The following is a 25,524-nucleotide window of genomic DNA, read 5'->3' on the forward strand; positions in this document are numbered from 1 at the left end:
AATGAATGGCAAAATACTGCCCAGCTACTGATAAAAATTCTAAGAATAAAGCGTAATGAAAATAGAAAAGTTTGGAGAGAAGATGCTGGCCACATTACTAAGATCTGTTAGTAAAATACTATTTCGAGTCAAAGTACGTGGTTTAGAAAACGTGCCACAAACCAATCGCCTGTTAATTGTGGCTAACCATGAATCGTTTTTAGATGGTTTTTTACTGGGCTTATTTTTACCGGTCAAAGCGACTTTTGTCGTGCATACCACGGTATTAAAAAATGGGTGGTTCAGGCAATTTTTGCGCTTAACACCTTATTTGGCAGTTGATCCGTCATCTCCTTTGGCTATGAAAAAAGTCATCCAATTACTAGATGCTGGTCAAAACGTGGTGATTTTTCCGGAAGGTCGCATCACCTTAACGGGCGCGCTCATGAAAGTCTACGATGGCCCTGGTTTCGTCGCAGCAAAAACCGGCGCGACCATTTTGCCGGTACGCGTAGATGGCGCGGCCGAATCCTATTTTGGGCGATTATCCAACGGACATCCGCGCAAAATCTTCCCCAAAGTCACGCTCACGATTTTACCGACTACCCACATCGAAACTCCGATAGCGCACCACCACACAGTTTTATCTTCCAAGCAGCGACGCCGTATTGCTGGCGAAGGTATGCGCAATGTCATGCAGCACATGCTGTTTCAATCACAAAAAAGCCGCACACTTTTTGAGGCGTTTTTGGATGCGATGAATAAATTTGATGGCAGCTATAAACTCATTGAAGACATGAACGAAGTTGAAGAAACTTATCAGGCTTTACTCAAAAAAAGTTTGGCGCTAGGTCGAATCGCCTGTAAAGTCAGCGCGAAAAATGAAGCCGTCGGTGTGTTAATGCCCAACGTCACCAATACGGTTGCACTGATTTTAGGCATGAGTGCATTTAACCGTATTCCCGCGTTGCTTAATTACACATCTGGCAGCGCTGGTATGCAAAATGCCTGTATTGCTGCTAACGTTAAAACCGTCATTAGTTCACGCAAATTTATTGAAGCCGCTAAATTAGAAAATGAAATCGCGCATTTAGAAAACTTAAACATTGTCTATTTAGAAGACTTGCGCGCTCAATTCAATGTGCTGGATCGCGCTTGGTTAATGGGTTACGCACTACATTATCCGCGCGTGGCAATGGAGATTGGCCAACCAGACCAACCGGCAGTCATCTTGTTTACATCGGGCAGTGAAGGCAAACCTAAAGGCGTCGTACACTCGCATCAAACTATTTTGGCCAATATCGCACAGATCATGGCTATACTTGATTTTAACCCGAGCGACAAATTTATGATGGTGCTGCCATTTTTTCACGCATTTGGCTTCACAGGTACACTTTTGCCGATTTTTAATGGTATTAAAACGTTAATATTTCCATCGCCATTACAATATAAGGTGATTCCAGAAGTGATTTATGACCGCGGCTGTACTGTGTTATTTTCAACCAGCACTTTTTTAGGCAATTACGCCAAATTTGCCCATCCATACGATTTTTATAAATTGCGCCTTGTGATTGCCGGTGCTGAAAAACTCAATGAGGAAGTGCGCAAAACTTACGCCGATAAATTTGGTATTCGCATATTGGAAGGCTACGGCACAACAGAATGCGCACCAGTTGTTTCTGCCAACACATCGATGGCTAACTTAAACGGCACTGTTGGCCAATTTTTGCCAGGCATGGAACACAAGCTAGAAACTGTGCCCGGCATAGAGGATGGCGGTTTACTGCATGTGCGCGGTGAAAACGTGATGATGGGCTATTATTTATTTGACGCGCCTGCCGTCTTACAACCACCAAGCAGTGACTTCGGCACAGGCTGGTACAACACAGGTGATATTGTCAAAGTAGACGCGCAGGGTTTTATCCACATTAAAGGCCGTGTTAAACGCTTTGCCAAAATAGCCGGCGAAATGGTGTCATTGGAAGTAGTAGAAAAAATCGCCAGCACCGCCGCGCCAGAACACCAACATGCGGCCAGCACGCAAACAGACGTGCAACGCGGCGAAACCATTATTTTATTCACCACCGACCTGGCATTAAAACGCGAAGATTTACAAATAGTGGCTAAAAACTTAAAACTGCCCGAAATTGCCGTTGCGCGCAAAATTGTACAAATAACGGAATTACCCGTATTAGGTACCGGTAAAACGGATTATGTGACGCTGAAACAAATGGCGGAATCAGCGTAATTTTCTTTTCCAAATCCATTAGCAATTAATAAAACAGACTTTTTAAGCTAAAGAAAATTAATCAGAAAGTAACAAATGAGCAATCAATTTGACTTATTATCGCAACAGCGTTTTCGACCTTTTTTCTTTACCCAGTTTTTAGGCGCATTTAACGACAACGTCTTTAAAACCGCGCTTATCACCTTAGTCGCATTTCATACCGTGAGTTTAAGCAGTATCGATGGCGGCACATTAACAACTTTGCTGCCAGGTGTGTTTATTTTGCCGTTTTTTTTATTTTCTGCCACCGCAGGGCAAATCGCCGATAAATATGAAAAATCTTCCGTCATCCGCTTAGTTAAGTTATTTGAAATCGCCATTATGTTATTCGCCAGCAGTGGTTTTTATCTGCATAACATTTGGTTATTGTCCATTGCCCTGTTCATGATGGGTATGCACTCCACCTTGTTTGGACCAATCAAATATTCATATTTACCGCAGCACTTAAAACAGCATGAATTAATCGGCGGCAATGGCATGGTAGAGATGGGCACTTTTATTGCTATTTTGCTTGGCCAGGTTTTAGGCGCATGGTTAGGCAGCATATCGCAGCATGAATTATTCACCAGCATCAGCATTCTGCTGATTGCAGCGCTGGGTTACTGGACAAGTCGCGACATACCAAACTCGCCAGCGGCGGATGCCAACTTAAAAATCAACTGGAATCCCATTACAGAAACTTACCGCAGCATAAAATTAATATGGTCTCAGCAAACCATCTGGTTAGGCATTATTGCGATTTCATGGTTTTGGTTTTACGGCGCGACATTACTGGCGCAATTTCCGAATCTGGCCAAAAATGTGCTGCATGGCGACGAAAGCGTTTTTATTTTATTGCTAAGTATATTTTCGCTTGGCATCGGTATTGGCTCGCTATTATGCGAAAAGCTGTCAAAAGGCCGTGTAGAACTTGGCCTAGTCGTATTTGGCGCAATCGGCTTAAGCATTTTTGGCACAGATTTGTACTTTTCCAGCAGTAACATCCATGCCGCAGGTAGCCCAATAGTACAAAACTATCAAAGCTTTATTGGCATATTCAGTCACTGGCGTTTACTGGCAGACGTGATGTTCATCGGCTTATTTGGCGGCTTTTACATCGTGCCCTTATACGTGTTAATCCAAACGCGCGCGCAGAAAGGCTTTCAATCGCGCGTGATTGCAGCAAATAACATCATGAATGCTTTATTTATGGTGATATCGGCTGGATTTTCATTGTTACTATTTCAGCAAGGTTTAAATATTCCTCAATTATTTCTAGCAACTGCCTTGTTAAACGCGGTAGTGACCATTTACTTATGTATTCGCCAGCCTGAATATATTGATACCTTTAAGTTATGGATCAAACACATAGTTTAAGTATTTACCCTGTATTAACGCATTCACTTAAATCTACAACCTGCTGGCGGTTTCTAGCTATAATCATTCCTTTACTGGACCCACTACTTCAAACCACGCATGTTTATTCAGTCATTAAAAAATTTAGCGCAGAAATTTCAACAAGCTATTTGGCGAGTTTCCAACAAACTCGGGCCGTTTGCGCCCTTAATCGCGATGCTTTTATTAGGATTAATCATCCTTTCTGTTTCGCGTTTGGGCTTAATACTATGGAAGTTTGACCGTGTAGATTCCACAGGAAAATTAGCTGAAATTTTATTGCAAGGCATCCGTGTCGACATTATTCAGCTCTGTTTATTAAGCTTAATTCCACTGTTAACAGCGCCACTTTTAGCCATTAAAAGCTTATTTAGAATATGGCAAAGATTCACTTATATTTGGGTAATTGCCGCCATTGTTTTACTGGTATTTCTAGAAGCTGCAACGCCTGGATTTATTGCAGAATATGACGTGCGGCCGAATCGCTTATTTGTAGAATATCTGAAATACCCTAATGAAGTAGTGAAGATGTTATGGGGCGGTTTTAAAATCCATGTGTTCGCCAGCATTGGTTTTGTAGTGTTAGCGATATGGCTGATGCGCCATTTTATGCGTCCTTGGTTGCAAGCAAAACCCAGTTGGTCCAACACAAAAATATGGTTAATTTGGCCACTTATATTTTTGCTCACGGCTTTTGCCATACGCTCTACCGTTGGCCATCGCCCAGCCAATCCCGCATTATTCGCCATTACGCAAGACAGCATGGTGAATAGCCTGATATTAAATTCAGGCTACTCTGTCATTTATGCCATTTACGATTTACAGCACGAAAGCAAATCCAGCCAAATTTACGGCAAAATGGATAGAGCAGAAATCTTCAAACTCACTGGCGCGACCGATAGCGAAATCCCTACTTTAAAAACACTCACACCTTCCGCCAAACGTGAAAAACCGCTTAATTTAGTGATTATCTTGCAGGAAAGTCTGGGCGCAGGTTTTGTGGAATCACTGGGTGGTAAACCTGTCACACCGAATTTAGAAAAATTAAAAAGGGAAGGTATCTGGTTTGAACAGTTGTATGCCACTGGCACCCGTTCGGTACGCGGCATTGAGGCGGTGACGGCTGGTTTTCAGCCAACACCTTCAGAAAGCACGGTTAAGCTATCTCTTAGCCAAAAAAACTTCTTCACCTTAGCCAGTCTATTAACTAAACAAGGCTATAACGCGGAGTTTATCTATGGCGGCGAATCGCATTTTGATAATATGCGCAGCTTTTTTCTGGGTAACGGCTTTAATCAGATTACCGATCAGAAAGATTATAAAAACCCTGTGTTTATGGGCAGCTGGGGAGCATCTGATGAGGACTTGCTCAACAAAACACATGAGCAATTGATGGCACATCACGCCAGCGGCAAGCCATTTTTCACACTAGCGTTTTCATCTTCTAACCACGCACCTTTTGAGTTTCCTGATGGTCGTATTGAACTGTATGAACAACCAAAAGGTACCGATAACAATGCAGTTAAATATGCCGATTATGCGATGGGGCAGTTTTTTGAGAAAGCCAAAAAAAGCCCTTATTGGAAAGATACGCTATTTTTAATCGTGGCAGATCACGATGTCCGTGTTCGCGGCAATACGCTGGTGCCGATTGAGCACTTTCATATCCCAGGCTTGATTTTAGGTGCCGATATTAAGCCTCAAAGCATTAAAAGCATTGTCAGCCAAATTGATTTACCAGTGACGGTATTGTCACTAATGGGTATCAGCGGCCAACACCCGATGACAGGTCGTGATTTATCCAGCGAACCTGCTGACTACTTAGGCCGCGCGATGATGCAATATAACTCTAATTTTGCGTGGATGCAGCAAACGGCTGACTCTAATAATGTTGTAGTGTTGCGCGAAGGTAAACCGCCAGCGCACGGCGTATATGATGCAAAAAGCAAACATCTGAATGAAACTGCGCCACCAGCTGATGCACAAGAAATTGAGCAGCGCGCGTTAGCCAATTCACTATTGCCGGCCTTACTGTATAGCGAACAACGCTACCACTTACCAGAATGAGCGTTAAACAAGCATCCATGCTCACAAAGCAAGTCATCCGCGATGGATTAAGCTATATTCTGCGCGGCGGTTTGCGTATTAAAAATGGACATTTACCTATTGAGCAGCACGACATCCCCCACGATTTTATTGGTGTATGCGTAGCCTCTAATGCGAATCCTGCAACGGATGATTACATTGTTCAACAATTGCAAGCATTGGGCATTAAACGTGTCCGTTTAGACATGACGTATGGTGACTTAACGCGCGATAACACGCGTTTTTTGCGCCGATTGATCGCAGAAAAATTAGCCATTACCTTACATCTGCTACAGCCATTTGATGCAGCAAAAAATATGCACTTAAAAACTGAACAAGCCATTTGGCGACAGTTTTTAAGTGAGGTATTAGACGTATTTGGTAGCCAGATTCAAGCCATTGAAATTGGAAATACCATTAATCGCAAGCGGTGGGCTGGTTATACGCTGGATGGTTTTTTACATGCCTGGGCAATTGCACACACTGAGATTAAAGTGCACGGCGTCACTTTAATCGGCCCGAATATTCAGGACTTTGAGCCGTTTTATAATATTAGTTTGCTTAAGACATTTAGAAACCTGCATCAATTACCCGACATTCACAGCGACAATTTATTTTCTGAACGTACAACCGAACCAGAGCGCTTTGATCATCGTATTTTTAAATATCAGTGGGCACGCATTTTTAAGTATAACCTGATTAAAAAAGCGCGTTTATTACAGAAAATTGGCCGTGATTTTGGTATTAAAGATTCCGTGTCCTCAGCTGCATTTTGGGCAATCTATCGCATTCAACGTCTTTTGCCAGATGGCTTACAAAAACAAGCGGATTATGCCGCACGCTATTTTCTACTATTGGCCGCTTCGGGTAGCTTGACTCATGTCAATTGGGGTGCACTCATTTGCCAGCGTGAAGGCTTAATTACTGATGCTTTAACTGAAGCGGATTATCCCGATTTAGAACGCGTGGCTTATTACAAAAATACCGATGGTGCGTTGGAGAACTATCAACATCATCCTAGCTTTAGTGCAGTAAAAACGGTAGCGAATTTAATACAGGGCACACGTTATATCGCACCGATTACCACTGCAAATGGTCTAGAGATTCACCATTTTGCACAAAACGGTTTGCATATTCATGCGGCATGGACAATTAATGGTAAAACCGCACTTCTAAGCGATATTTATTCAACAGAGACCTTGCAAACGGCAAAAGTACTGCATCGTGACGGCGATACTTTCACTCAACATCCGAACCTCATCACGGAGTCGCCTATTTATTTAATCTGGAATAATGGTGCGCCTACGATAGTAAATGCACAATTGGCCAAAGATGTTGCGATTCATGCGCATGTTGCAGATTTGCAATACTTTGCATTTAAAGACGTTGACTGGCAAGGTTTGGTATTAGCCAAAAATACGGCTGATGCCCAATTGTTAATGCACAAACTACATCCAATTAATTTGATTGCGCCAAATAAAGACAGCGCATTGCGTCATGCGCGTAATGCCATTTGGGCGGTGCCTGACCCTAGAAATATCAGCGCGACACATGAAGCTGCTAAAGAATTAACCATTAAACAACCCGTCAAAATGTATCCGCATAAAGCGTTTTTAGATCGCTTTAAGCCTAGCAAAGCCAAACGCAGCTGGAATGGCGCAATGGAACTGATGCGACGCGGCATCGCGACCGCACATCCTGTGGCTTATTTTGAGAAAATAGGTGATACCACACTTAAACAGAATTTTTACCTGTGTGAATTTGTACAAGCAGATGCCAATATTGGACAAATATTTGCCGCTTATGCTAAGGGTGAGTTTGATTTTCTTGGCCTAAAACCTGAGTCGGTATACACACAGCTGGCTATCTATTGTCACGCCATGCACAATCGAGGCATTCATTTTAGGGATTTATCTGGCGGTAATATTTTGGTGAATATTGACCATAATAAGCAATTAAGCTTTTCGTTAATTGATACCGCGCGTATCCACAGTTATAACCACGGCATCGCTGTTAACTTAAGAATTGCTGACCTTACACGCGCCTGCCACAAACTGCATTGGGCGGGGCGTATACGTTTTATGCAAATATATCTAGGTCTTTCTGGCATGCAGTTTACCTGGCAACATCGTTTGCAATTTCAGTTATACGATTTCAAAGTCTCATTAAAACGCACGATTGGACGCAAAGGCATAAAACGTCTGATGAAACGCATTAAAGGTAATACTTAACAACTTTAATCTAATGAAAATCATGAGATAGTTTTACGCAGTTTAGATAGCAGTTTATTTTGAGCTAAGCGTAGTATTAATTCACGTTATGCAGTTGTGAAAGCAGACGAATTTAACCTAAGGAGAATTATTATGTGGACAACACCAGCTGCTACTGAAATGCGCTTCGGTTTCGAAGTGACAATGTACGTAATGAACAAATAATTTTGTTCGTTCTACAAAAAAGGGTGCTTAAAGCACCCTTTTTTATTGCCTAATTTTTATTAACCTTCTATTTACTCTGCAATATCTTTTGTTTCTTCCATCTATTAAAAATATGTAACCAACATACATAAAATTCGTCAATCAATTGGCTACAATCTGCATATAGATATTTTTAGGTACAGAAACGAACATGACCACACTATTTATCTCGCACGGCGCACCTACTTTGGCGATTGAGCCTGGTGAAACTGGCAAACTACTATCAACATTAGGCACGTCACTACCTCGGCCAGATGCTATTTTGGTTGTGTCGGCGCATTGGGATACGCCAATAGCTACAGTGAGCAATGCAGTTATGCCAGAAACAATCCATGACTTCAGAGGCTTTCCGAAACCTCTTTATGATATTCAATATCCGGCCAACGGCTCACCCATGTTGGCCACAAAAACCACACGTTTGCTCGAAAATGCAGGCATTACAATCCAGCAAGAAAACCGTGGTTTGGATCATGGCGCATGGGTTCCACTGAGGTTAATGTTCCCGGATGCGGATATTCCTGTGACTCAGTTATCAATTCAAAGTTCTGAACAGCGCCTTTACACACAAGGTTTGCAAGCGCCAAGCGCGCATTACGCTTTGGGGCAAGCAATCAGCGCACTACAAGATGACAACATAATGATTATCTGTAGCGGCGCGATTACGCACAATTTAAACGATTTTTTTAGTGCGAAAATTGATGTAGAAGCGTTGGACTATGTGAGTAAATTTGCTGATTGGATGGGCGAGAAAATCGCACTTAACGACACAGAGGCACTAATTAATTATCGCACTCAAAGTCAATATGGCTTGCGCGCGCACCCATCAGAAGATCACTTACTGCCACTATTTGTAGCACTGGGTGCTGCAAGGGGTAAGCCAATTCATTATCGGCCAGAAACTACTTACGGCATTCTGGCGATGGATACCTACGTTTGGCAATAGAGTACAGGTCGTAGAACTTTGTAATAAAATCTGGCTATTAAGCTAAAACTTATTTAGGCAATACAAAACCTTTAGGTAAAAACACCCAAACCTTGCCTTGCTGCTTCATGGCACCAGCTTGTTTACCTGCGGCATCTCCTGCACCCCAAAAGAAATCTGCACGCACACCACCTTTAATCGCGCCACCAGTGTCTTGTGCCATCATCAAACGTTTCAAGGGTTTTGTACTATTCGGTTGTGTAGAGGATAAAAATATGGGCGCACCCAAAGGCACATATTTGGGGTCAATAGCCACACTACGCTCTGCCGTAATTGGCACACCAAGTGCACCAAGCGGACCTGGCAAGCCTGCTGGTAACTCTCTAAAGAACACATAGCTTGGATTGCTATTTAATAAATCGCGTAGCTTATCCAAATTGTTGCGCGCCCAATTTTTAATGCCTTGCATGGAAGCTTGGTCGGCAGTTAACTCACCGCGCTCAATCAATAAACGTCCAATCGAGTTATATGGATGTCCATTTTGATCCGCGTAACCGACATGTACTTGTTGTCCATTATCTAGGTTCACTAGCCCAGAACCCTGAATCTGCAAGAAAAACACATCAATAATATCATTAATCCATACAACCTCATTGCCTGCCAATGGCGATGGATTGGTTTCGATCTCAGCGCGCGTCAGATACGGGATTAATTTTAATTGGCCAGTTTTTTTATCACCTTGTTTAGCCTCTACCAACTTGCCGCGTATACGTTTAAATTTAAGCTCTGGATAAACATCGGCCAATTCGACGGTAACAATATCATTGGGTTGCTTATATAAGGGATAAGGATATTGGGCGGATTGCTTGCGGCTACCTTGCAGCAAAGGCTCATAATAACCAGTCACCAAGCCTGTATTACCGCCATCTATATTAGTCGCAGTATATACATCGAACTGCGTGGTTAAGTAATCGATGATCGTTGCATTATTGGGCTTTAAAAGCGCTTTAGCTGCATTACAAGCGGATTGCCACTGCGGCTTGTTCTTTAATGTGCTGCAGCTTTGCAGCCATGCACCCCATGCAGCACTTAAATCGTCCTCCATTAAGCCGTCAACGTCTTCCCATTTTGCTGGTTTAAGCAGACTATAATCCGCCACAGTTTTAGTATCAGGCTTAATCTCTGCGGATTTTGGTTCGACTGGCTGTGTGCTTGGCGGCAATTGAATTGGCGCTTGGTCATGTACACAATTGCAATCAGGCGCATTCGGCTTTGTCACCGATGGTTTACTATTTTTATTGGCACAAGAAACCGTTAACAAACTCAACAAAATAACGACGAATAAGCGTTGCATGAATAATTGCCTAATGCAGCACTCTTGGCTGTGTTAATAAGAAAGGCTCAATGATGGCCTCAAACTGAGTGCCATCAACCGCCACTATTAAATAGCTGCCGTGCATTCTGCCTTCTTGTGTATTGAGTACAGTGCCACTGGTATATTCAAACTGTTGATTCGGGTTCAACAATGGTTGTGCGCCAACCACGCCCAAGCCTTTTACTTCCTGAACATCATCATTACTATCCGTAATGATCCAATGTCGGCTGATTAATTGCGCAGCAACCGTGCCGGTGTTGGTAATAGTGACTGTATAAGCGAAAGCGAATTTACTTTCCTCTGCATTCGATTGATCCGGCAAATAGGTCGTTTGCACAGAAACTGAAAATGCATACTGCGTTTGAGTGGTCATACTTAGCTAATCAAACCCGCTGTTGGCGAACTAGGGCTGGCTGAATATAGTTTTTTAGGCATTCTGCCTGCAAGATAAGACTCGCGACCCGCTTCAATCGCCTTTTTCATTGCACCCGCCATCATCACCGGGTCGCGTGCTGCGGCAATCGCAGTGTTCATCAACACACCAGCGCAACCAAGCTCCATGGCTATCGCAGCGTCTGCTGCACTACCGACACCGGCATCCACCAACACCGGGATTTTTGCATTTTCAATAATAATTTGTAAATTCCATGGGTTTAAAATACCCATTCCAGAACCGATTAATGAAGCCAATGGCATTACTGCGCAACAGCCGATATCTTCTAATTGTTTAGCGATAATGGGGTCATCCGAGGTATAGACCATGACATCAAAACCATCTTTTACCAGTATTTTAGCGGCCGCAATCGTTTCAATCACATTAGGATACAAGGTGTTTGGATCACCCAAGACTTCCAGCTTAACCAACTTGTGACCATCCAATAACTCGCGTGCCAGACGCAAAGTACGCACTGCGTCATCCGCTGAATAACAGCCGGCAGTATTAGGCAAATAAGTAAATTCTTCTGGCGGCAGGTATTCTAATAATGATGGCTCACCCGCGGTTTGGCCAATATTGGTGCGCCGAATCGCTACCGTGACAATCTGCGCGCCGCTCGCGTCAATCGCCGCGCGCGTTTCGGTAAAATCTTTATATTTACCCGTACCAACCAGCAAACGTGAGTGGTAGGATTTTCCTGCAATAATGAGCTGTTCTGTCATGCTTATTTACGGACCTAATTAACTTTTAAATTGAATTGCGACAAACCTAAACTTTATTCTGGACGGCTCTTCGTGTTAACCGCCACCCACGGCGCCAACGATTTCCAGCTTATCCCCATCTTGCAATAACACATCGGCAAACTGACTACGTGGCACTATTTCACCATTCTTCTCAATCGCTAAACGCTTGCCTGTTAACTCTAAAGCGACAACCAAAGACGCGACCGTCATCTCAGAAGTATCGAAAACTTTAACATTTCCATTAATTAATATATTCATCATTTAACCATTTTTACATGCATCGTTGAATTAAAGCTTAGTTTCTTGACAGTCAGTCGCCATATCTGAGTATGGCGATAAATTACTATGAATAATTTAATCACTATTGTTCGTGTATTCCGCAACAGCTTTGGCGCGTTAATTACAAAACAGTCATGATTTTCTTGATTTATTGAATTAATTTATACACTTAGTGAATTTTTTTGATAAATTGCATTCATATGTAACGGAAACAAAATTTCTGTTGTTTTAACTCCCAAAAGGAAACCTAATAATGCAAGCGCAAAATGTAAAACCTGTTTCAATACCACCGCTATTAAACGACATCTACGAGCCACCATTAAGTCAAAAATCCGACAAGGTAAAAGTTCAAGAAGCGAATATCTTAAGCTTACAAAGACCTAAACTGAAACGACTTTTGGAAGCTTACAGTGATTGCGTGTAACACTTTAAACCGTAGTAACTCTTAAAATACTTATCGAATAATGGGTCGCTTTTTACAGCAACCCATCATCTGATTTTTATTTACAACTCTACCGGCAATTACTCAATCGCCAATTGCGGACGACCCGCTTCTGGCCAATCCAAGTGATAGAACTGACCACGTGGCTGATCTTTACGCTCATAAGTATGCGCGCCAAAGTAATCACGCTGACCTTGCAATAGGTTTGCAGGCAAATCTGCACTGCGGTAGCCATCGTAATAAGCTAGCGCTGCTGCAAAACCTTGTGCTGGAATACCGTTGGTGACTGCCAGGGCAATCACTTTACGCCAACCTGCTTGACCGTCGTTCATAGAGTTTGTGAAATACGGGTCTAGCATCAAGTTTTTCAAACGTGAGTTTAATGCGTAAGCATCAGTGATTTTTTGCAAGAAACGTGCGCGGATGATACAACCGCCGCGCCAGATTTGAGCGATTTCACCGAAGTTCAGTTTCCAGTTGTAAGCCACTTGTGCTTTATCCATCAGTTGGAAGCCCTGCGCATAAGCACAGATTTTTGAGCAATACAGTGCATTCTTAATCGCTTCGATAATCGCTGCTTTGTCTGTTTCTTTTACTAACACTGGGCCTTTTAAGATTTTGCTTGCTTCAACGCGCTCTTCTTTTAAGCTAGAAAGTGCACGCGCATAAACCGCGGCTGCAATCGCATTCGCTGGCGCGCCTAATTCAAGCGCATTCGCTGCGGTCCACTGACCAGTACCTTTTTGACCAGCAGTATCCAAGATTTGATCTACCAAGAAACCTTTGCCCGCAGGGTCTTTTTGTTGCAGGATATCCGCAGTGATTTCAATCAAGAAGCTGGATAATTCGCCTTTGTTCCACTCAGCAAATACTTTACCGATTTCATCCGCTGGCATGCCTAACAAGTTTTTCATTAACCAGTAAGCTTCGCAAATCAATTGCATATCGATATATTCAATACCGTTATGCACCATTTTTACATAGTGACCAGCACCGTCTGGGCCGATGTATTCAGCACATGAAAAACCGCCTTCAACTGGTTTGCCAGGTGCGCCGCCTTCTAATGGCTCGCCTGTTACCGCATCTACTTTAGCAGCGATGTCGCGCCAGATTGGCTCTAAGCTAGACCATGCTTTACGTGTGCCTGATGGCATTAATGATGGACCAAAACGTGCGCCTGTTTCGCCACCTGATACGCCTGAACCAATAAACTCGATGCCTTTAGCGGCCAATTCTTTTTCACGACGAATGGTATCTGTCCACAATGAGTTACCGCCGTCGATAATGATATCGCCTTGCTCCAGGAATGGTAGTAATGCATTAATGGTAACGTCTGTTGCGCTACCCGCTTTAACCAATAAGATGATTTTGCGTGGGCGTTTAATGCTTAACACAAAAGAAGCTAAATCTTCATGGCCGATAACATTTTCATGTGAAGGCTCATTTTTTTTACATTCTTCGACGAAGTTTTCCATCTTTTTAGGATCACGGTTATAAACCGCAATGGTGTAGCCGTGATCGGCAATATTCAGGGCCAAATTTTGCCCCATGACAGCAAGGCCAACTAGGCCAATATCAGCATTTTTCGTGGTGGTCATATCATTCTCAAAAATTAATTAAATGGGTAATTTAAACTAAAAAAAGAAACGAGAAGCTTGTGGCTATCGTCTCAAGTAAACTCTTTAACAAGTACACCTTTTCTTAATTTGCTACTTTTACTTAAACAACTTTTACTACCAAAACTTTAACGCCTCGTTGCGTTAAACTTACAAAACATTACCAAACATCTGTATGGCCAATTGATATCCTGTCATGGCCAATTGCGGATCATAACGTTCACCTTCATCGCGCATAAATGCATGCTGGCCATTGAATTCGTGCCATGTGAAATTCAAATTAGCTTCTGATAACTTTTGGTTTACCAATACACGCCCGGCAGTCGGAATGTGATTATCTTGCTTACCCCAAATCATCATCAACTCGCCTTTAATATCAGCCAGCCTGTCCATGCTGTGTTGATTCGGTTTGTTAGGGATGATATTCGTATGTAAATCAGTCGCATAAAAACAGGCGGTGGCTTTTACTTCCGGCTGCAATGCGGCGCGAAACGCTAAATGCCCGCCAATACAAAAACCCATTGCGCCTAAATTGCCACTGTACCAATCCTGGGTATTTAAATATTCAATCATGGCGCGATTATCAGTGTCGTAACCTTGCACATCTTTAGCGGCTTTATCGGCATTGCCTTTATCGCGGCCAGCGTCATCGTAACCTAGGACGGTACCAATTGGATTAAGTTCATGAAATACCTCTGGCACCAATACCGCGTAGCCTTGGCCCGCCATAAAACGCGCAGCGCGTTCAATAGGTCCAGTTTGCTGAAAAATCTCAGAATAAAATAAAATAGCAGGGACTTTTTTTGCATGAATTGGACGATGTACGTAAGTACGCATCACGCCAGTTGGGGTATTTAAATCGACAATATGCGTTTTAATTTGCATTATTCTGTTCCAAAACTTAAATTTTCTAGAATCAATATTTTACAGGGGTTTATAGTCATATTCACGCAAAATTTTGATTAATAAGCGTAATATGTTTTTTAAATAAAGCTGAATTATTACTTTTAAATACTGTCGATTTAAATACCGACTAAAATAGAAAGTTGTTCTATGCGCCTAGCATTAACAGTTTTAGGATTGTTTTTTTGTCAAATTTCGATTGCGGAACCCAGTTCCGAGCTTACCTACAAGCTCAAAGCATCGGTAATTAAAGTACATGTAGCAACCAAAACAGGCGGTCATGGCGTAGGAACAGGCGTGGTGGTTGGCAAAGATTTAGTCGCAACCAACTGCCATGTTTTAGCCAATGCAATCGGTGCAACAATCACAAAATTTGGTGACAGTTATACGCCTGTTAGCTTAAAAGCCGATTGGAAGCACGATTTATGTATCTTGCGCTTTCAATACGCTGAACTTACGCCCGTTGAGTTAGGTGATTCTGAACACTTAAAATACGAGCAAGCCATGTTTTCCATCGGCTTCCCTGGCGGTACGCCAAAACCGTTAGTCACCTTTGGTAAAATCAAAGCACTGTATCCATTAGATGACAGCAGCGTAGTGCGCAGCGACGCCTCATTTGTCATGGGCTCAAGCGGCAGCCCGGTATTTGATAACGATGGCAAACTGATCGCCATCAGCACGTTTAAAAGCCCTGGCCGCAGCGCTTATTATTACAGCGTTCCGGTTAAGTGGGTAAAAGCACTGCTGGCTGCACCAGAGTCCAGCGAAACCACTTCCATGAAAACCAGTGACGCGCCTTTTTGGGACGCGTTAGATGAAAACCGCCCGTATTTTATGCGAGTGGTATTGCCATATCAAAATGGGTATTGGGCAGAACTAAAAACCGTAGCGGCCGCGTGGCTGGCAAAAGAACCCAGCAACGCAGAAGCTTTGTATTACCTGGCTACTGCAGAAGATAATTTAGGCAATGCCAATAAGGCGAATCAATATTATGAGCAAGTACTAAAGCTGCACCCGAACCATCCGGCAACCTTGATTGCATTGGGTTTAATGGCGAATCGCAATGGCAATGCCAGCGAAGTTGAAAAAACCCGTGTTGCGCTTAAGGCAATCGACTTAGATTTGGATGCTGAGTTTACCGAAGCGTTAAAAAAATAATCACCACTGAAAGCCACCTGCTCAAGCATGCACTAACTGCTTAAAGCCGCCATAAGCCATACGTTTACAGTCAAAAATTGGATTTGACATATCCATCATGTCTTTCATGCGCGGGTCTGCAAATATTTTTGCATTAGCCGCATCTCTTGCGGCTTTAGATTCAAATATCACCCATGAAAATACAACCGTCTCATCCGGCTCTGTATTGGCAAGCTGAGTGAATGACATTGTGCCTTCCGCCTGCATATCGTCACCCACGCACTCCCAATAATCCAGCGCGCCATGCTCTTTCCAGATTTTTGCTGCTTTTTCGGCCATTAAACGATAGTCATCAATGCGTGCCGTAGGTACAGGAATAACAAATCCATCAACATAACAAGTCATCTCATGCTCCTTTTGTATAAAAATTGGTTAGAAAAACCACTTAAATACTGCTGAAGAATGAATTAAGTTACGCTTTTTCTGATGTCAAAACAAGAGTTAAGGATGATGCGCTGCACGGGTCAGGCGATCTAAAATAGCCAACCATTCTGGCCTATCAGGTGGCAATTGCACTAATAATTGCGCCACATTTAGCGTATCTAAATGATGCAGAACGCCATATAATTGTTCTGCAACGATTGCAGGATTTTTGGGTAATTGCACTATTTGAGGTTTTACTGGTTGAGGCTTCATAGGTTTAGTAGTTAACAGTTTATTTGTTGAGCCATCATCAATTAACAAGACCGCGCATGTCTGCTTACTGATTTGCTGATAGCGCATCAAGGCTTCAGCACTATCAAAAAGTTTAATCGGTGTTTTGGGTGAATAATGCAACAAATGTTGACCGGGCGCTTTTGGCTGATTTTCTAAGCCGGCCAACGCTGGTTTACCTGCAATCGCAGTAATTTCAGCTTCAGCAATCATGCCATGGCGTAATAACTGCCAATCATTATTTATCACACTGACAATGGTCGATTCGATTCCCACTTGGCATGCACCGCCATCTAACACAGGAATACATTCACCCAAACCAGTTCCAACATGTACTGCGGTTGTTGGGCTTAATTGTGTATATTTATTGGCAGAAGGTGCAGCCAAACCCAAACCGCTTTGTTTGAGCAATTGCAAGGCAAGTGGATGACTAGGAATGCGTAATGCAACTGTTGGCTCGCCTGCTCTTACAATACTGGAAACATCATCTTTTGCTGGCAGCACCAATGTAAAAGGACCAGGCCAAAACGCACTTGCCAGCTTTTGTGCTAAAGGTGGAAATTCTGCTGCCCACTCATTCACCTGATTAATATGACCAATATGCACAATCAAGGGATTATCTGCAGGACGCTGTTTGATGGCATAAATTTGACGCAAAGCAGATTCGTTTGTTGCGTCCGCCGCCAAACCGTAAACCGTCTCGGTTGGAATCGCGACAACTTCGCCATTTTGTAATTTGGCAACCGCTTCATCTAAACTAATGCGCATAGCAATCTACTGTAATTAAAACAATTAACCGCCATTTTACTATCTAAACCTACTTAAGCGGTTTAAACCGATGCTTTTAAACTAAGCCTGCTTGCGTAACAATTGAGGCGTGATGAGATAGAATAACCTTATCTTAAAACACATAAAGAAATTAACATGAGTCAAATCAAAGTAGAGAAAAATCCAAGCCAAGCGCATTTAGATACTTTAGGTGTCAGCAAATGGCCAACATGGCAAAAAGAAGTTTCTGTATTTCCTTGGGTATTCCCAGAGCAAGAAATCGCCTATATCTTAGAAGGTGAATGCGTGATTACACCAACGGGCGGTGCGCCAGTGACTTTTGGCAAAGGTGATTTAGTGACTTTTCCAGCAGGCATGACCGCCAGTTGGGAAGTGAAAAAACCGCTGCACAAACATTATAAATTAGATGGCAATGCGCTAACGCAAGCATGGGTACGCATTAAAGCCAAAATTGGTTTATAAATTTGTGCATTTTTGAACACTTTTATCCAAAAAGTAGCACCTGAAATATATATAAGTCACTTTTAGTCAGCCTTTAAAATATGCCAACTGCCTTGTATGCCTTAATATTAAAGCACTTAACTAGCATTAATTTATAAAATCCAATTGGCATAACTCCTGCTTATCATTAATTGCATACCGCTCTTGGTTTGTAATGAATGATAGAAAAAAGGAGTATTTAAATGGGTCGGAAAAAACGTACAGAAACTGCGCTTTCAGCCAATATGCAGAATTTAGAGCTACGCTCCGATGATTTTGCAGGCGATGAATTTGATGAGTTTAGCGAAACGGGCATTGAAACAAGTTTGAAATTTAAAGGCCAGGAAGTCGAGGAAAGTTACGGCGGCTTTGATGATTATGCGCTGGGAATTTAGCGTGTTGGCGTTTACTGCTTGCGTAATTAACGCGCAATTTACAGCGCATTAATTACGCATTGCCGTTGTGTATTTTATTTCAAACCTGCTACTTTCCTGCTCTGCGAAACGTTAAGTTAATTCTGCAATTCAACGCTGTATTTTGGCCGGCTTTTACTGGCAAAATGCCATGAAACCGCAACCTTGATTCGCCTCCCCAAACTACTACGTCACCGTGTTCCAGTAACAAGCTCACCGTTTTATCAGCACGTTCAAATCCGCCAAACTGAAAAATCGCTGGCAAACCCAATGAAACAGAAACAATCGGTTGGTTAAAATCCAGCTCATTCTTGTCCTGATGCAAACTCATCCGCGCGCCCACTTTATATTGATTGATTAAGCACGCATCCGGATGGAAATTTTCATATCCAACCGCACTGGCAGACTGTTGCGCCAATGTTCTGAAAGAGTTCGGCATCGCCGGCCAAGGCTTATCAGTCAATGGATCATGCGTGGCATAGCGATAGCCCTTTCTATCGCTCACCCAACCTAATTCACCACAATTACTCATCGCCACAGACATGCTGAAGCCGCCAGGAGTAACCATATTACGTAACGGTGACGCCTCAAGTAATTGTGTTAAATCTGCCAATAGTTGTGTCTGATTGCGTAGCGCGAAACTTTTTAACAGATAGGCATCTTTTACAATTTGTTGCACTGTTGGCTGCTGATCAGTAAATAGATCCATCAGCTTTTCTTTTCCAAATCCAACAAAGCGCATTTGCGCTCTACACCCCAACGATAACCAGACAAAGACCCGTCAATTCGCACTACACGGTGACATGGAATCGCCACGGCCAGCGTATTTGCTGCACAGGCGCTGGCTACTGCACGCACCGATTTTGGCGCACCTATCCGTTCTGCAATATCGCTATAGCTAACGGTTAATCCTGCTGGAATTTTTTGTAGCGCCTGCCAAACGCGCTGCTGAAAAGCAGTGCCTTTAATATCCAGCGGCAGCCCTAAACCTAAAGCAGGCATCTCAACAAAGCACACCACTTTAGCTACCAGTGCTTCATAGTCACGGTCTGCGCCTATCAGTTCTGCTCGGGGAAAAGCATCTTGCAAATCATTCACCAACTGGGTTGCATCATCCCCCAAAAATATCGCACACACACCGCGCTCGCTACTTGCCACTAAAACCTCTCCTAGTGAACATTCACCAATCGCAAATTTAATCGTGACATTTGCACCACCTGTTTTGTAACTTGTTGGTGTCATACCCAGCACTTGGGTTGATTTCTCATAAAAGCGGCTATTGGCGTTATAACCTGCTTCAAAAATCGCATCGGTCACGCTGATATTTTTTCCTAAGACATCACGTACTTTTTTAGCACGATTTGCCGCTGAATAAGCTTTTGGCGTTAATCCAGTCACAGACTTAAATATGCGATGGAAATGATAAAGACTTAAACCAGATTTTTCTGCCAAGACTTCAAGGTTAAGATTTTCGTCAGAACTTTCAATTAAACGGCAACTCTCGGCAATTAGCAGTGCATGGCTTTGCGCTAAATCAGGCTGACCAGGCTTGCACCGCTTACATGCACGAAAGCCTGCCAACTCAGCTTCTGCACAACTTGCATAAAAAGCCACATGCTCCGGACGCGGTTGGCGCGCACCGCAGGATGGTTTGCAATAGATGCCCGTTGTGCTCACAGAATAATAAAAGGTACCGTCTGCGCTGATATCACGCGCCTGAATTTTCGCCCAACGCGAATCGTTTTGAACGGCGTTAACTTGCGTATTTTTAGCTGATTGGTTCATTGTCGTTTCATTCATCATACACATAGAAGACCATACTTTACCAAGGCTTGCACAATGCAACACTCCGAGTCTTGCGATTGAATTCGGTGAATGGCTTAAAGAATTTGTGTTTATAATCAAACCATGCAAAATAATTTTCAAGCCGCAATGGACTTCTTATCTGGTTTAGATAAAGATTGGGCGCAGTTAGTTGCCACTGTTGGCTTATGCACTTTTGAATCCAAACCTGAACGCGAACCTTATGAGGCACTTGTACGCGCGGTGGCTTATCAGCAATTACATGGTAAGGCGGGCGATGCCATTATTAAACGCTTTCTGCATGTTTATGGCGACGTTTTTCCTGCACCCAGTCAATTATTAGCAACTGAGTTCGATACGCTGCGTACCTGCGGATTTTCCGGACGTAAGATTGAAACGATTAAGGGTATCGCAGAGGGCGCACTAAGTGGCCTTGTGCCTAGTCGCAATGATGCTGACGCAATGACCGATGAAGTATTAATTCAACGCTTGAGCGAACTGAAAGGTATTGGGCGCTGGACAGTTGAAATGCTGCTAATCTTCACCATGGAACGCAGAGACATTTTGCCGGCAGACGACTTTGGTGTAGTGGAAGGCTACAAAAGACTAAAGAAATTGGATGTTTCCCCTAAACGCAAGGAAATGATTGAAATCGCTCAGGCCTGGAGTCCGCACAGAACAATCGCCAGTTGGTATTTGTGGCGTGTACCAAAACCTTAATACGTTTACGGTTTTTTTGATTCGCAAACTTAGTTATTTACAAGCTCTTTGTTAGTAAAACAAGTTATTGCTAATATCGTCTTGCTCAATAAAAAAGCGGATGTGATATTAATCTGCATCTGCTTTTTTATAATGCTAATTGCTTACTTATTATTTTTTGCTGACTTTCTTTTTATCAGTCGCTTCTTGCAATAATACGGTATCGATAATATGAATTTCACCATTGTCGGCTTTAACATCGCCACCACCAACAGCTGAAGCATTGTCCACTTTAATGCCAGCAGACACATCTAATTTCAATTCATGACCTTCGATAGATTTTACTTTGCCCGCCTGCACATCGGCAGCAGTAATTTTCGCTGCAACAATGTGTGCATTCAACAATTTAGCTAACGCTGCTTTATCTTTCAATAAAGTGTCTAGTTTAGCTTTAGGAATCTTTGCGAATGCGTCATCGTTTGGTGCAAAAACGGTAAATGGACCTGCGCCTTTTAACTCTGCCTCCAAGCCTGCTGCTTTAACTGCGGTAACAAATGTTTTTAATGAGCCGTCTGCAATTGCAGAGTCGATAAGATCATCTGCATAAGCGACATTTGAAACTGACAATGCAAATAATGTTGCCAATAATACTTTTTTCATAAAATTCCTTAAAGTTGATACGTAGATTTTAAATATGAGCAATCTTGTTTAAGCGCCAAGTTTAAACTGCGCTTAAACACCAACAAATTCGCTGATTAGAAAGATACTCCAGCAAAGCTACGCGCGTTTACACAAATTATATTAACGATAGAAATCGTTAAACACGCAATAGCCATCACGGCTTAACGTGAGCTTTAGTAACCGCGTTGACAATCAAAGTGGAATTTAAAAGAAAAAATCAAAAAAGCTTAAAAGGTAAAAAACTTAGAAGGTTAGTGCGCCCAATCTATAGCGGTAGAGTCGCACTGGGTCAACGACGACTCATCGGCACAAGGCTGCTCGTTCATTAACAACATCATGCTTACTACCTTATTCACAGCACTAACGAGCCAACTTTAGCACGCACCACTCAGCATTGCCAGAGGGAAATATTTTGTTGAAAGCGCACAAAACTCAGCTGTTGGAAAGGTAGCTGAATAAAAAATATTGAAGAAAACCATGTATTAGCCATTAAAATAGCAATATATGCAGCAATTATTCACCCAACAAAACTTCGCTTTCAGCAAATTACTCGCTTTTCGTATCCAAATCGTACTGGCATATCAAATCATGGCAGTCGCCGTGGGCTGGCATATTTACGAAATCACACACGATACGTTATCACTAGGTTTGGTGGGTTTGGCTGAGGTCATTCCGTATTTTGCTTGTGCACTCTTTGCTGGCCATGCGGTCGATCATTATTATTCACGCCGATTGTTTGGCGTATTTGCAGCAGCCATGCTGTGCCTGAACGCACTTACTCTGACCTTGGTGACGCAGGGTTTAATCAATGGCAATACCAGTTATTGGATTTATGGCTCGATTGCCTTCACAGGCTTTGCGCGTGCGTTTATCGCACCCAGTGTCAACTCGCTTTTCGCGATTATTTTGCCACGCGAATCGTTCGGTAAGGCAATAGGCATCAGTAGCAGTATTTTTCAAACGGGTTTGGTATTGGGCCCGGCGATTGGCGGTTTGACGATTGGCTTTGCAGGCAAAACAGCCGCCTATGCGCTGGCGACTTTACTGTGTTTTGGTGCGGCCATCACCATGTTGTCAATCAAAGTGAAAGAACCTAAAGCGCTAAGTGAAATACCGGTTTTCACCAGCATTAAACAAGGACTTAATTTTGTATTTAGCAATCAAATTATGCTGGGTGCATTGTCATTGGATATGTTTGCTGTACTTTTTGGCGGTGCGGTTGCCATGTTGCCAGCATTTATTCAGGATATTTACAAAATCGGCCCTGAAGGCTTGGGCATATTGCGTGCCGCGCCAGCAGTTGGTGCTATTGTCACCGGGTTATGGCTAACGCGTCACCCCATTAATCACCATGCAGGCCGCTGGTTATTATGCGCAGTGGCGGGTTTTGGCTTAAGTATCATCGGTTTTGGATTGGCAACCAGCTTCTGGGTGGCATTTGCACTACTACTGTTTTCTGGCGTTACCGATGGCATTTCTGTTGTCATGCGCCAAACCATTATGCAGCTTGTGACGCCAGACGGCATGCGTGGCCGTGTTTCGGCGATTAACGGGATTTTTATCGGCTCTTCAAATGAGCTCGGCGCGTTTGAATCAGGACTTTCCGCGCGCTTGCTGGGTTTAGTGCCATCGGTTATCTTTGGCGGATTAATGACCTTATCAGTAGTTGGCGTTACCGCAAAACTGGCACCCAAACTGCGTGATTTAGAGTTACATCAAATCCAATAGTTTTAAGCTAATTAGTAGGCCAGTTTTTTAACGCCAACTCTACCACCTCACTTGCTGTTACAGCACTCTTCGCCTCAGTCACAAAAGCTGCTGAATCTGTTTGTAGAAACCCACTCCAATCGCAGCTGATTATGATAACTATCAAAAGCGGCAAAGACTTACTAAAAATTCAGATGACGCATCACTTGTATGAGTAATTAGTTATTTTTTAGCAGGTGTACTCGATTTCATTGGAATAATTGAATGCACTGGCACCACGACTTCTTTACTTTTTTTAGGTTTTTTCGCTTCTTTGTTACTTTTAATTTGACCTTTGGCCATGATGAGTCTCCAAAATTAATATGTGTGAGTCATCATAGGCTGATATAGAAATATAGGGCAATTATTTACAGATAAGCTATTTTGAGGCTGGCGGTTGCTGATTCATGATTGTTTGACTGCTAAAAGGTTGATCTCTCAATTTTTCTGCCAATGCTTTAGATTCTGCTTTACGTTTTTCTGTGTAGTGCAGAATATTTTCCAATTGTGCGGCAGAAGGCAAGGCTGGGTCATTCGGCAGTTTTGATAGCTTTTCAAAACTTTCTTCATAAGGCTCACTAATCAAATAATCGATTTTGCCTGCCAGTTCATCCAAGGTCGATTTACCTTGCTTGCCTTCATGCTGAATTTCTAGCCACGAGCGATTAATTGCCTGATCTTGATATAAAAATTCATTAATTTGACTACGCACTAACAATTCATCACTCCATTTATAGGTGGGTGCAGGAATTAGTTTAATCAGCACAACAGTTGCAAAAACCATTATCGCGGCGGCACTTAAACTGTATTTAATTGGCATAGTTCGCGCAGTGATAGCTTGAGAGAGAACGATACTCGCCAATATACCCGTCACAAAGCCGCCAATGTGTGCTGCGTTATCAATGCCAGGAATAATAAAACCTAACACAATGGTTAATGCAGAAAAAGCTAAGCCGCCGCCAAATAACCAGCGAAATTCACGCGTAGAAATTGCTGCACGTTCACGCCACAAAAAGATAAACGCTGCACCATAGATACCAAAAATCGCACCCGATGCGCCACCAGAAACCGCTGAGTTGCCTTGTACGACGAGCGAAAGCAAATTACCGCATAAACCACTGATTAGATAAATGCAGAGAAAACGCCAATGCCCGTACATACGCTCAACCAACTGACCAGAATCCCACAGTGCAAAACTATTTAACGCCAGATGCACTGCGCCAAAATGCAGAAACATGGCCGTGCCCAGTCGCCACCATTCACCGTCTTGAGTTGCCGGGCCAAAATTAGCACCCCAATTTAGCTGTATGCCATTATTGGTCGAATGCCAAAATCCCGCGCCACCAAAGAGCATGGCAATAAAAACCAACACATTAATGCTGGTTAATAGCTTGGTCACGCCAATTTTTGGGGTGCGCTGAATCAATAATTCATGAAGAGGCTGCAAGTAAATTCCAACTCATTAAGTGTATAAATATTAAGCCATTTGTGATCAATCCGTCTGAGAATTTATCACGGCTAATAGTTTAATTTAAACTGCATCATAAAAGTGCTTAATGTCAGAGGACTCGTATCAGGTTGAAAATTAAGACTAAAATAGCCCGATATTTTCATCCCAATTTTCAGGAGTTCGCCATGTTATCCATGTTTGATGCAACCATATCACCACTTAGCCGCACTTTAAAAAACTTAAGCCATATTCTAAAAAAAGGCGAAGAATATGCAGATGCAAAGAAAATCGAACACGATGTTTTACTTAACGCGCGACTTTTTCCTGATATGTACCCGTTAATACGCCAGGTACAAATTGCCACGGATATGAGTAAAGGTGCGGCGGCCAGACTAGCGGGTGTTGAGATACCGAAATATGAAGACACGGAAACGACTTTTGCAGAGCTATACGCACGCATCACTAAAACACTGGATTTTATCGCATCCATTCAGCCTGAACAGTTAGTCGATGCCGATATGCGTGACATTACCGTTACTGTGCGTAAAATTGAACTTAAATTTACAGGGCAAGATTATTTACTTAAATGGGTAATGCCAAACGTGTATTTTCATGCTGCCACTGCATATAACATCTTGCGACATAACGGTGTAGAGCTTGGCAAACCCGATTTTTTAAGAATCAATAAAGATTAACA

Annotated in this window: 25 protein-coding genes; 13 read left to right on the top strand and 12 right to left on the bottom strand. The window is 42.8% G+C overall.

What is annotated here, in order from left to right; translation table 11 throughout:
* The first annotated feature begins 82 nt into the window (after nucleotides 1–82).
* From aas to K370_RS06860, 6 genes are all read left to right on the top strand, one after another.
* Nucleotides 83–2,227 carry a bifunctional acyl-ACP--phospholipid O-acyltransferase/long-chain-fatty-acid--ACP ligase gene (gene aas / locus K370_RS06840; protein ID WP_047540121.1) on the top strand — a complete coding sequence of 715 codons (2,145 nt, stop codon included), beginning with the start codon at nucleotides 83–85 and terminating at the stop codon, nucleotides 2,225–2,227.
* A 75-nt stretch (nucleotides 2,228–2,302) separates the two neighbouring features.
* A complete protein-coding gene (locus K370_RS06845) occupies nucleotides 2,303–3,622 on the top strand; it encodes an MFS transporter (protein WP_047540123.1) in 1,320 nt (439 codons plus the stop codon).
* 99 nt (nucleotides 3,623–3,721) lie between these two features.
* Nucleotides 3,722–5,707 carry an LTA synthase family protein gene (locus K370_RS06850; protein WP_047540125.1) on the top strand — a complete coding sequence of 662 codons (1,986 nt, stop codon included), beginning with the start codon at nucleotides 3,722–3,724 and terminating at the stop codon, nucleotides 5,705–5,707.
* Between the two features lie 17 nt (nucleotides 5,708–5,724).
* Nucleotides 5,725–7,956, top strand: coding sequence for a lipopolysaccharide kinase InaA family protein (locus tag K370_RS06855; RefSeq protein ID WP_235272709.1), 2,232 nt, complete (start codon nucleotides 5,725–5,727; stop codon nucleotides 7,954–7,956).
* A gap of 132 nt (nucleotides 7,957–8,088) precedes the next feature.
* Nucleotides 8,089–8,160: a pyrroloquinoline quinone precursor peptide PqqA gene (pqqA, locus tag K370_RS12095; protein WP_012777389.1), complete on the top strand. Its 72-nt coding sequence runs from the start codon at nucleotides 8,089–8,091 to the stop codon at nucleotides 8,158–8,160.
* A gap of 190 nt (nucleotides 8,161–8,350) precedes the next feature.
* Nucleotides 8,351–9,142 carry a DODA-type extradiol aromatic ring-opening family dioxygenase gene (locus K370_RS06860; RefSeq protein WP_047540129.1) on the top strand — a complete coding sequence of 264 codons (792 nt, stop codon included), beginning with the start codon at nucleotides 8,351–8,353 and terminating at the stop codon, nucleotides 9,140–9,142.
* A gap of 49 nt (nucleotides 9,143–9,191) precedes the next feature.
* Here the strand turns inward: K370_RS06860 and K370_RS06865 are convergent, their stop codons facing one another.
* The 4 genes from K370_RS06865 to thiS form a co-directional block, all read right to left on the bottom strand.
* On the bottom strand, nucleotides 9,192–10,475 hold the full coding sequence (locus tag K370_RS06865) for a murein transglycosylase A (protein ID WP_047540131.1): 1,284 nt from the start codon (nucleotides 10,473–10,475) through the stop codon (nucleotides 9,192–9,194).
* A gap of 10 nt (nucleotides 10,476–10,485) precedes the next feature.
* The gene (apaG, locus tag K370_RS06870) at nucleotides 10,486–10,869 is read right to left on the bottom strand and encodes a Co2+/Mg2+ efflux protein ApaG (protein ID WP_047540132.1); all 384 of its coding nucleotides are present in this window, start codon (nucleotides 10,867–10,869) and stop codon (nucleotides 10,486–10,488) included.
* 2 nt (nucleotides 10,870–10,871) lie between these two features.
* A complete protein-coding gene (locus tag K370_RS06875) occupies nucleotides 10,872–11,654 on the bottom strand; it encodes a thiazole synthase (protein ID WP_047540134.1) in 783 nt (260 codons plus the stop codon).
* A gap of 75 nt (nucleotides 11,655–11,729) precedes the next feature.
* A complete protein-coding gene (gene thiS, locus K370_RS06880) occupies nucleotides 11,730–11,933 on the bottom strand; it encodes a sulfur carrier protein ThiS (protein ID WP_047541750.1) in 204 nt (67 codons plus the stop codon).
* Between the two features lie 274 nt (nucleotides 11,934–12,207).
* Here thiS and K370_RS12275 point away from each other — a divergent pair, with 274 nt between their 5' ends.
* Nucleotides 12,208–12,378 carry a hypothetical protein gene (locus K370_RS12275; RefSeq protein WP_200883458.1) on the top strand — a complete coding sequence of 57 codons (171 nt, stop codon included), beginning with the start codon at nucleotides 12,208–12,210 and terminating at the stop codon, nucleotides 12,376–12,378.
* Between the two features lie 98 nt (nucleotides 12,379–12,476).
* Here the strand turns inward: K370_RS12275 and gndA are convergent, their stop codons facing one another.
* Both gndA and K370_RS06890 read right to left on the bottom strand, forming a co-directional pair.
* On the bottom strand, nucleotides 12,477–13,994 hold the full coding sequence (gndA, locus tag K370_RS06885; RefSeq protein WP_047540137.1) for an NADP-dependent phosphogluconate dehydrogenase: 1,518 nt from the start codon (nucleotides 13,992–13,994) through the stop codon (nucleotides 12,477–12,479).
* Nucleotides 13,995–14,162: 168 nt separating this feature from the next.
* Entirely contained in the window at nucleotides 14,163–14,897 is a 735-nt protein-coding gene (locus K370_RS06890) for a dienelactone hydrolase family protein (protein WP_047540139.1), read from the bottom strand.
* Nucleotides 14,898–15,065: 168 nt separating this feature from the next.
* Between K370_RS06890 and K370_RS06895 the strand changes: the two genes are divergently transcribed.
* Nucleotides 15,066–16,073: a S1 family peptidase gene (locus K370_RS06895; protein WP_047540142.1), complete on the top strand. Its 1,008-nt coding sequence runs from the start codon at nucleotides 15,066–15,068 to the stop codon at nucleotides 16,071–16,073.
* Nucleotides 16,074–16,094: 21 nt separating this feature from the next.
* On the opposite strand, the gene K370_RS06900 is transcribed toward K370_RS06895, so the two are convergent.
* Both K370_RS06900 and K370_RS06905 read right to left on the bottom strand, forming a co-directional pair.
* Entirely contained in the window at nucleotides 16,095–16,457 is a 363-nt protein-coding gene (locus K370_RS06900) for a DUF1428 domain-containing protein (RefSeq protein ID WP_047540144.1), read from the bottom strand.
* 96 nt (nucleotides 16,458–16,553) lie between these two features.
* Nucleotides 16,554–17,534 carry an L-threonylcarbamoyladenylate synthase gene (locus K370_RS06905; protein WP_047540146.1) on the bottom strand — a complete coding sequence of 327 codons (981 nt, stop codon included), beginning with the start codon at nucleotides 17,532–17,534 and terminating at the stop codon, nucleotides 16,554–16,556.
* 156 nt (nucleotides 17,535–17,690) lie between these two features.
* Between K370_RS06905 and K370_RS06910 the strand changes: the two genes are divergently transcribed.
* Together K370_RS06910 and K370_RS06915 are read left to right on the top strand one after the other, a co-directional pair.
* The gene (locus K370_RS06910) at nucleotides 17,691–18,017 is read left to right on the top strand and encodes a cupin domain-containing protein (RefSeq protein ID WP_047540148.1); all 327 of its coding nucleotides are present in this window, start codon (nucleotides 17,691–17,693) and stop codon (nucleotides 18,015–18,017) included.
* Nucleotides 18,018–18,238: 221 nt separating this feature from the next.
* On the top strand, nucleotides 18,239–18,430 hold the full coding sequence (locus K370_RS06915) for a hypothetical protein (protein ID WP_047540150.1): 192 nt from the start codon (nucleotides 18,239–18,241) through the stop codon (nucleotides 18,428–18,430).
* A gap of 88 nt (nucleotides 18,431–18,518) precedes the next feature.
* Here K370_RS06915 and alkB read toward each other — a convergent pair whose 3' ends face one another.
* On the bottom strand, nucleotides 18,519–19,157 hold the full coding sequence (alkB, locus tag K370_RS06920) for a DNA oxidative demethylase AlkB (RefSeq protein ID WP_200883460.1): 639 nt from the start codon (nucleotides 19,155–19,157) through the stop codon (nucleotides 18,519–18,521).
* Nucleotides 19,157–20,233: a bifunctional DNA-binding transcriptional regulator/O6-methylguanine-DNA methyltransferase Ada gene (gene ada / locus K370_RS06925; protein ID WP_047541754.1), complete on the bottom strand. Its 1,077-nt coding sequence runs from the start codon at nucleotides 20,231–20,233 to the stop codon at nucleotides 19,157–19,159. Before ada ends, alkB begins: the two co-directional genes overlap by 1 nt.
* Nucleotides 20,234–20,356: 123 nt before the next feature.
* Here ada and K370_RS06930 point away from each other — a divergent pair, with 123 nt between their 5' ends.
* On the top strand, nucleotides 20,357–20,971 hold the full coding sequence (locus tag K370_RS06930; RefSeq protein WP_047540152.1) for a DNA-3-methyladenine glycosylase family protein: 615 nt from the start codon (nucleotides 20,357–20,359) through the stop codon (nucleotides 20,969–20,971).
* Nucleotides 20,972–21,121: 150 nt separating this feature from the next.
* Here the strand turns inward: K370_RS06930 and K370_RS06935 are convergent, their stop codons facing one another.
* On the bottom strand, nucleotides 21,122–21,610 hold the full coding sequence (locus tag K370_RS06935; RefSeq protein ID WP_047540155.1) for a fasciclin domain-containing protein: 489 nt from the start codon (nucleotides 21,608–21,610) through the stop codon (nucleotides 21,122–21,124).
* A gap of 525 nt (nucleotides 21,611–22,135) precedes the next feature.
* Between K370_RS06935 and K370_RS06940 the strand changes: the two genes are divergently transcribed.
* Nucleotides 22,136–23,359, top strand: a complete 1,224-nt coding sequence (locus tag K370_RS06940) for an MFS transporter (RefSeq protein WP_047540157.1) — start codon at nucleotides 22,136–22,138, stop codon at nucleotides 23,357–23,359.
* Between the two features lie 397 nt (nucleotides 23,360–23,756).
* Here K370_RS06940 and K370_RS06945 read toward each other — a convergent pair whose 3' ends face one another.
* Nucleotides 23,757–24,824 carry a rhomboid family intramembrane serine protease gene (locus K370_RS06945; RefSeq protein ID WP_047540159.1) on the bottom strand — a complete coding sequence of 356 codons (1,068 nt, stop codon included), beginning with the start codon at nucleotides 24,822–24,824 and terminating at the stop codon, nucleotides 23,757–23,759.
* A gap of 188 nt (nucleotides 24,825–25,012) precedes the next feature.
* On the opposite strand from K370_RS06945, the gene K370_RS06950 reads away from it, so the two are divergent.
* Entirely contained in the window at nucleotides 25,013–25,522 is a 510-nt protein-coding gene (locus tag K370_RS06950; protein ID WP_047540161.1) for a DUF1993 domain-containing protein, read from the top strand.
* The last annotated feature ends 2 nt before the right edge of the window (nucleotides 25,523–25,524 follow it).

The organism is Methylotenera versatilis 7 (genome assembly GCF_000799165.1).
Lineage (GTDB): Bacteria > Pseudomonadota > Gammaproteobacteria > Burkholderiales > Methylophilaceae > Methylotenera_A > Methylotenera_A versatilis_A.

Coding starts and splice junctions, on each gene's coding strand:
- alkB (WP_200883460.1), bottom strand. CDS start 19,157: ATGGATCTATTTACTGATCAGCAGCCAACAGTGCAACAAATTGTAAAA.
- K370_RS06950 (WP_047540161.1), top strand. CDS start 25,013: ATGTTATCCATGTTTGATGCAACCATATCACCACTTAGCCGCACTTTA.
- K370_RS06915 (WP_047540150.1), top strand. CDS start 18,239: ATGGGTCGGAAAAAACGTACAGAAACTGCGCTTTCAGCCAATATGCAG.
- K370_RS06935 (WP_047540155.1), bottom strand. CDS start 21,610: ATGAAAAAAGTATTATTGGCAACATTATTTGCATTGTCAGTTTCAAAT.
- thiS (WP_047541750.1), bottom strand. CDS start 11,933: ATGAATATATTAATTAATGGAAATGTTAAAGTTTTCGATACTTCTGAG.
- K370_RS06865 (WP_047540131.1), bottom strand. CDS start 10,475: ATGCAACGCTTATTCGTCGTTATTTTGTTGAGTTTGTTAACGGTTTCT.
- K370_RS06850 (WP_047540125.1), top strand. CDS start 3,722: ATGTTTATTCAGTCATTAAAAAATTTAGCGCAGAAATTTCAACAAGCT.
- apaG (WP_047540132.1), bottom strand. CDS start 10,869: ATGACCACTCAAACGCAGTATGCATTTTCAGTTTCTGTGCAAACGACC.
- K370_RS06905 (WP_047540146.1), bottom strand. CDS start 17,534: ATGCGCATTAGTTTAGATGAAGCGGTTGCCAAATTACAAAATGGCGAA.
- K370_RS12275 (WP_200883458.1), top strand. CDS start 12,208: ATGCAAGCGCAAAATGTAAAACCTGTTTCAATACCACCGCTATTAAAC.
- K370_RS06845 (WP_047540123.1), top strand. CDS start 2,303: ATGAGCAATCAATTTGACTTATTATCGCAACAGCGTTTTCGACCTTTT.
- K370_RS06930 (WP_047540152.1), top strand. CDS start 20,357: ATGCAAAATAATTTTCAAGCCGCAATGGACTTCTTATCTGGTTTAGAT.
- gndA (WP_047540137.1), bottom strand. CDS start 13,994: ATGACCACCACGAAAAATGCTGATATTGGCCTAGTTGGCCTTGCTGTC.
- K370_RS06910 (WP_047540148.1), top strand. CDS start 17,691: ATGAGTCAAATCAAAGTAGAGAAAAATCCAAGCCAAGCGCATTTAGAT.
- K370_RS06895 (WP_047540142.1), top strand. CDS start 15,066: ATGCGCCTAGCATTAACAGTTTTAGGATTGTTTTTTTGTCAAATTTCG.
- ada (WP_047541754.1), bottom strand. CDS start 20,233: ATGAACCAATCAGCTAAAAATACGCAAGTTAACGCCGTTCAAAACGAT.
- K370_RS06855 (WP_235272709.1), top strand. CDS start 5,725: ATGCTCACAAAGCAAGTCATCCGCGATGGATTAAGCTATATTCTGCGC.
- K370_RS06940 (WP_047540157.1), top strand. CDS start 22,136: ATGCAGCAATTATTCACCCAACAAAACTTCGCTTTCAGCAAATTACTC.
- K370_RS06875 (WP_047540134.1), bottom strand. CDS start 11,654: ATGACAGAACAGCTCATTATTGCAGGAAAATCCTACCACTCACGTTTG.
- K370_RS06900 (WP_047540144.1), bottom strand. CDS start 16,457: ATGACTTGTTATGTTGATGGATTTGTTATTCCTGTACCTACGGCACGC.
- K370_RS06860 (WP_047540129.1), top strand. CDS start 8,351: ATGACCACACTATTTATCTCGCACGGCGCACCTACTTTGGCGATTGAG.
- K370_RS06890 (WP_047540139.1), bottom strand. CDS start 14,897: ATGCAAATTAAAACGCATATTGTCGATTTAAATACCCCAACTGGCGTG.
- aas (WP_047540121.1), top strand. CDS start 83: ATGCTGGCCACATTACTAAGATCTGTTAGTAAAATACTATTTCGAGTC.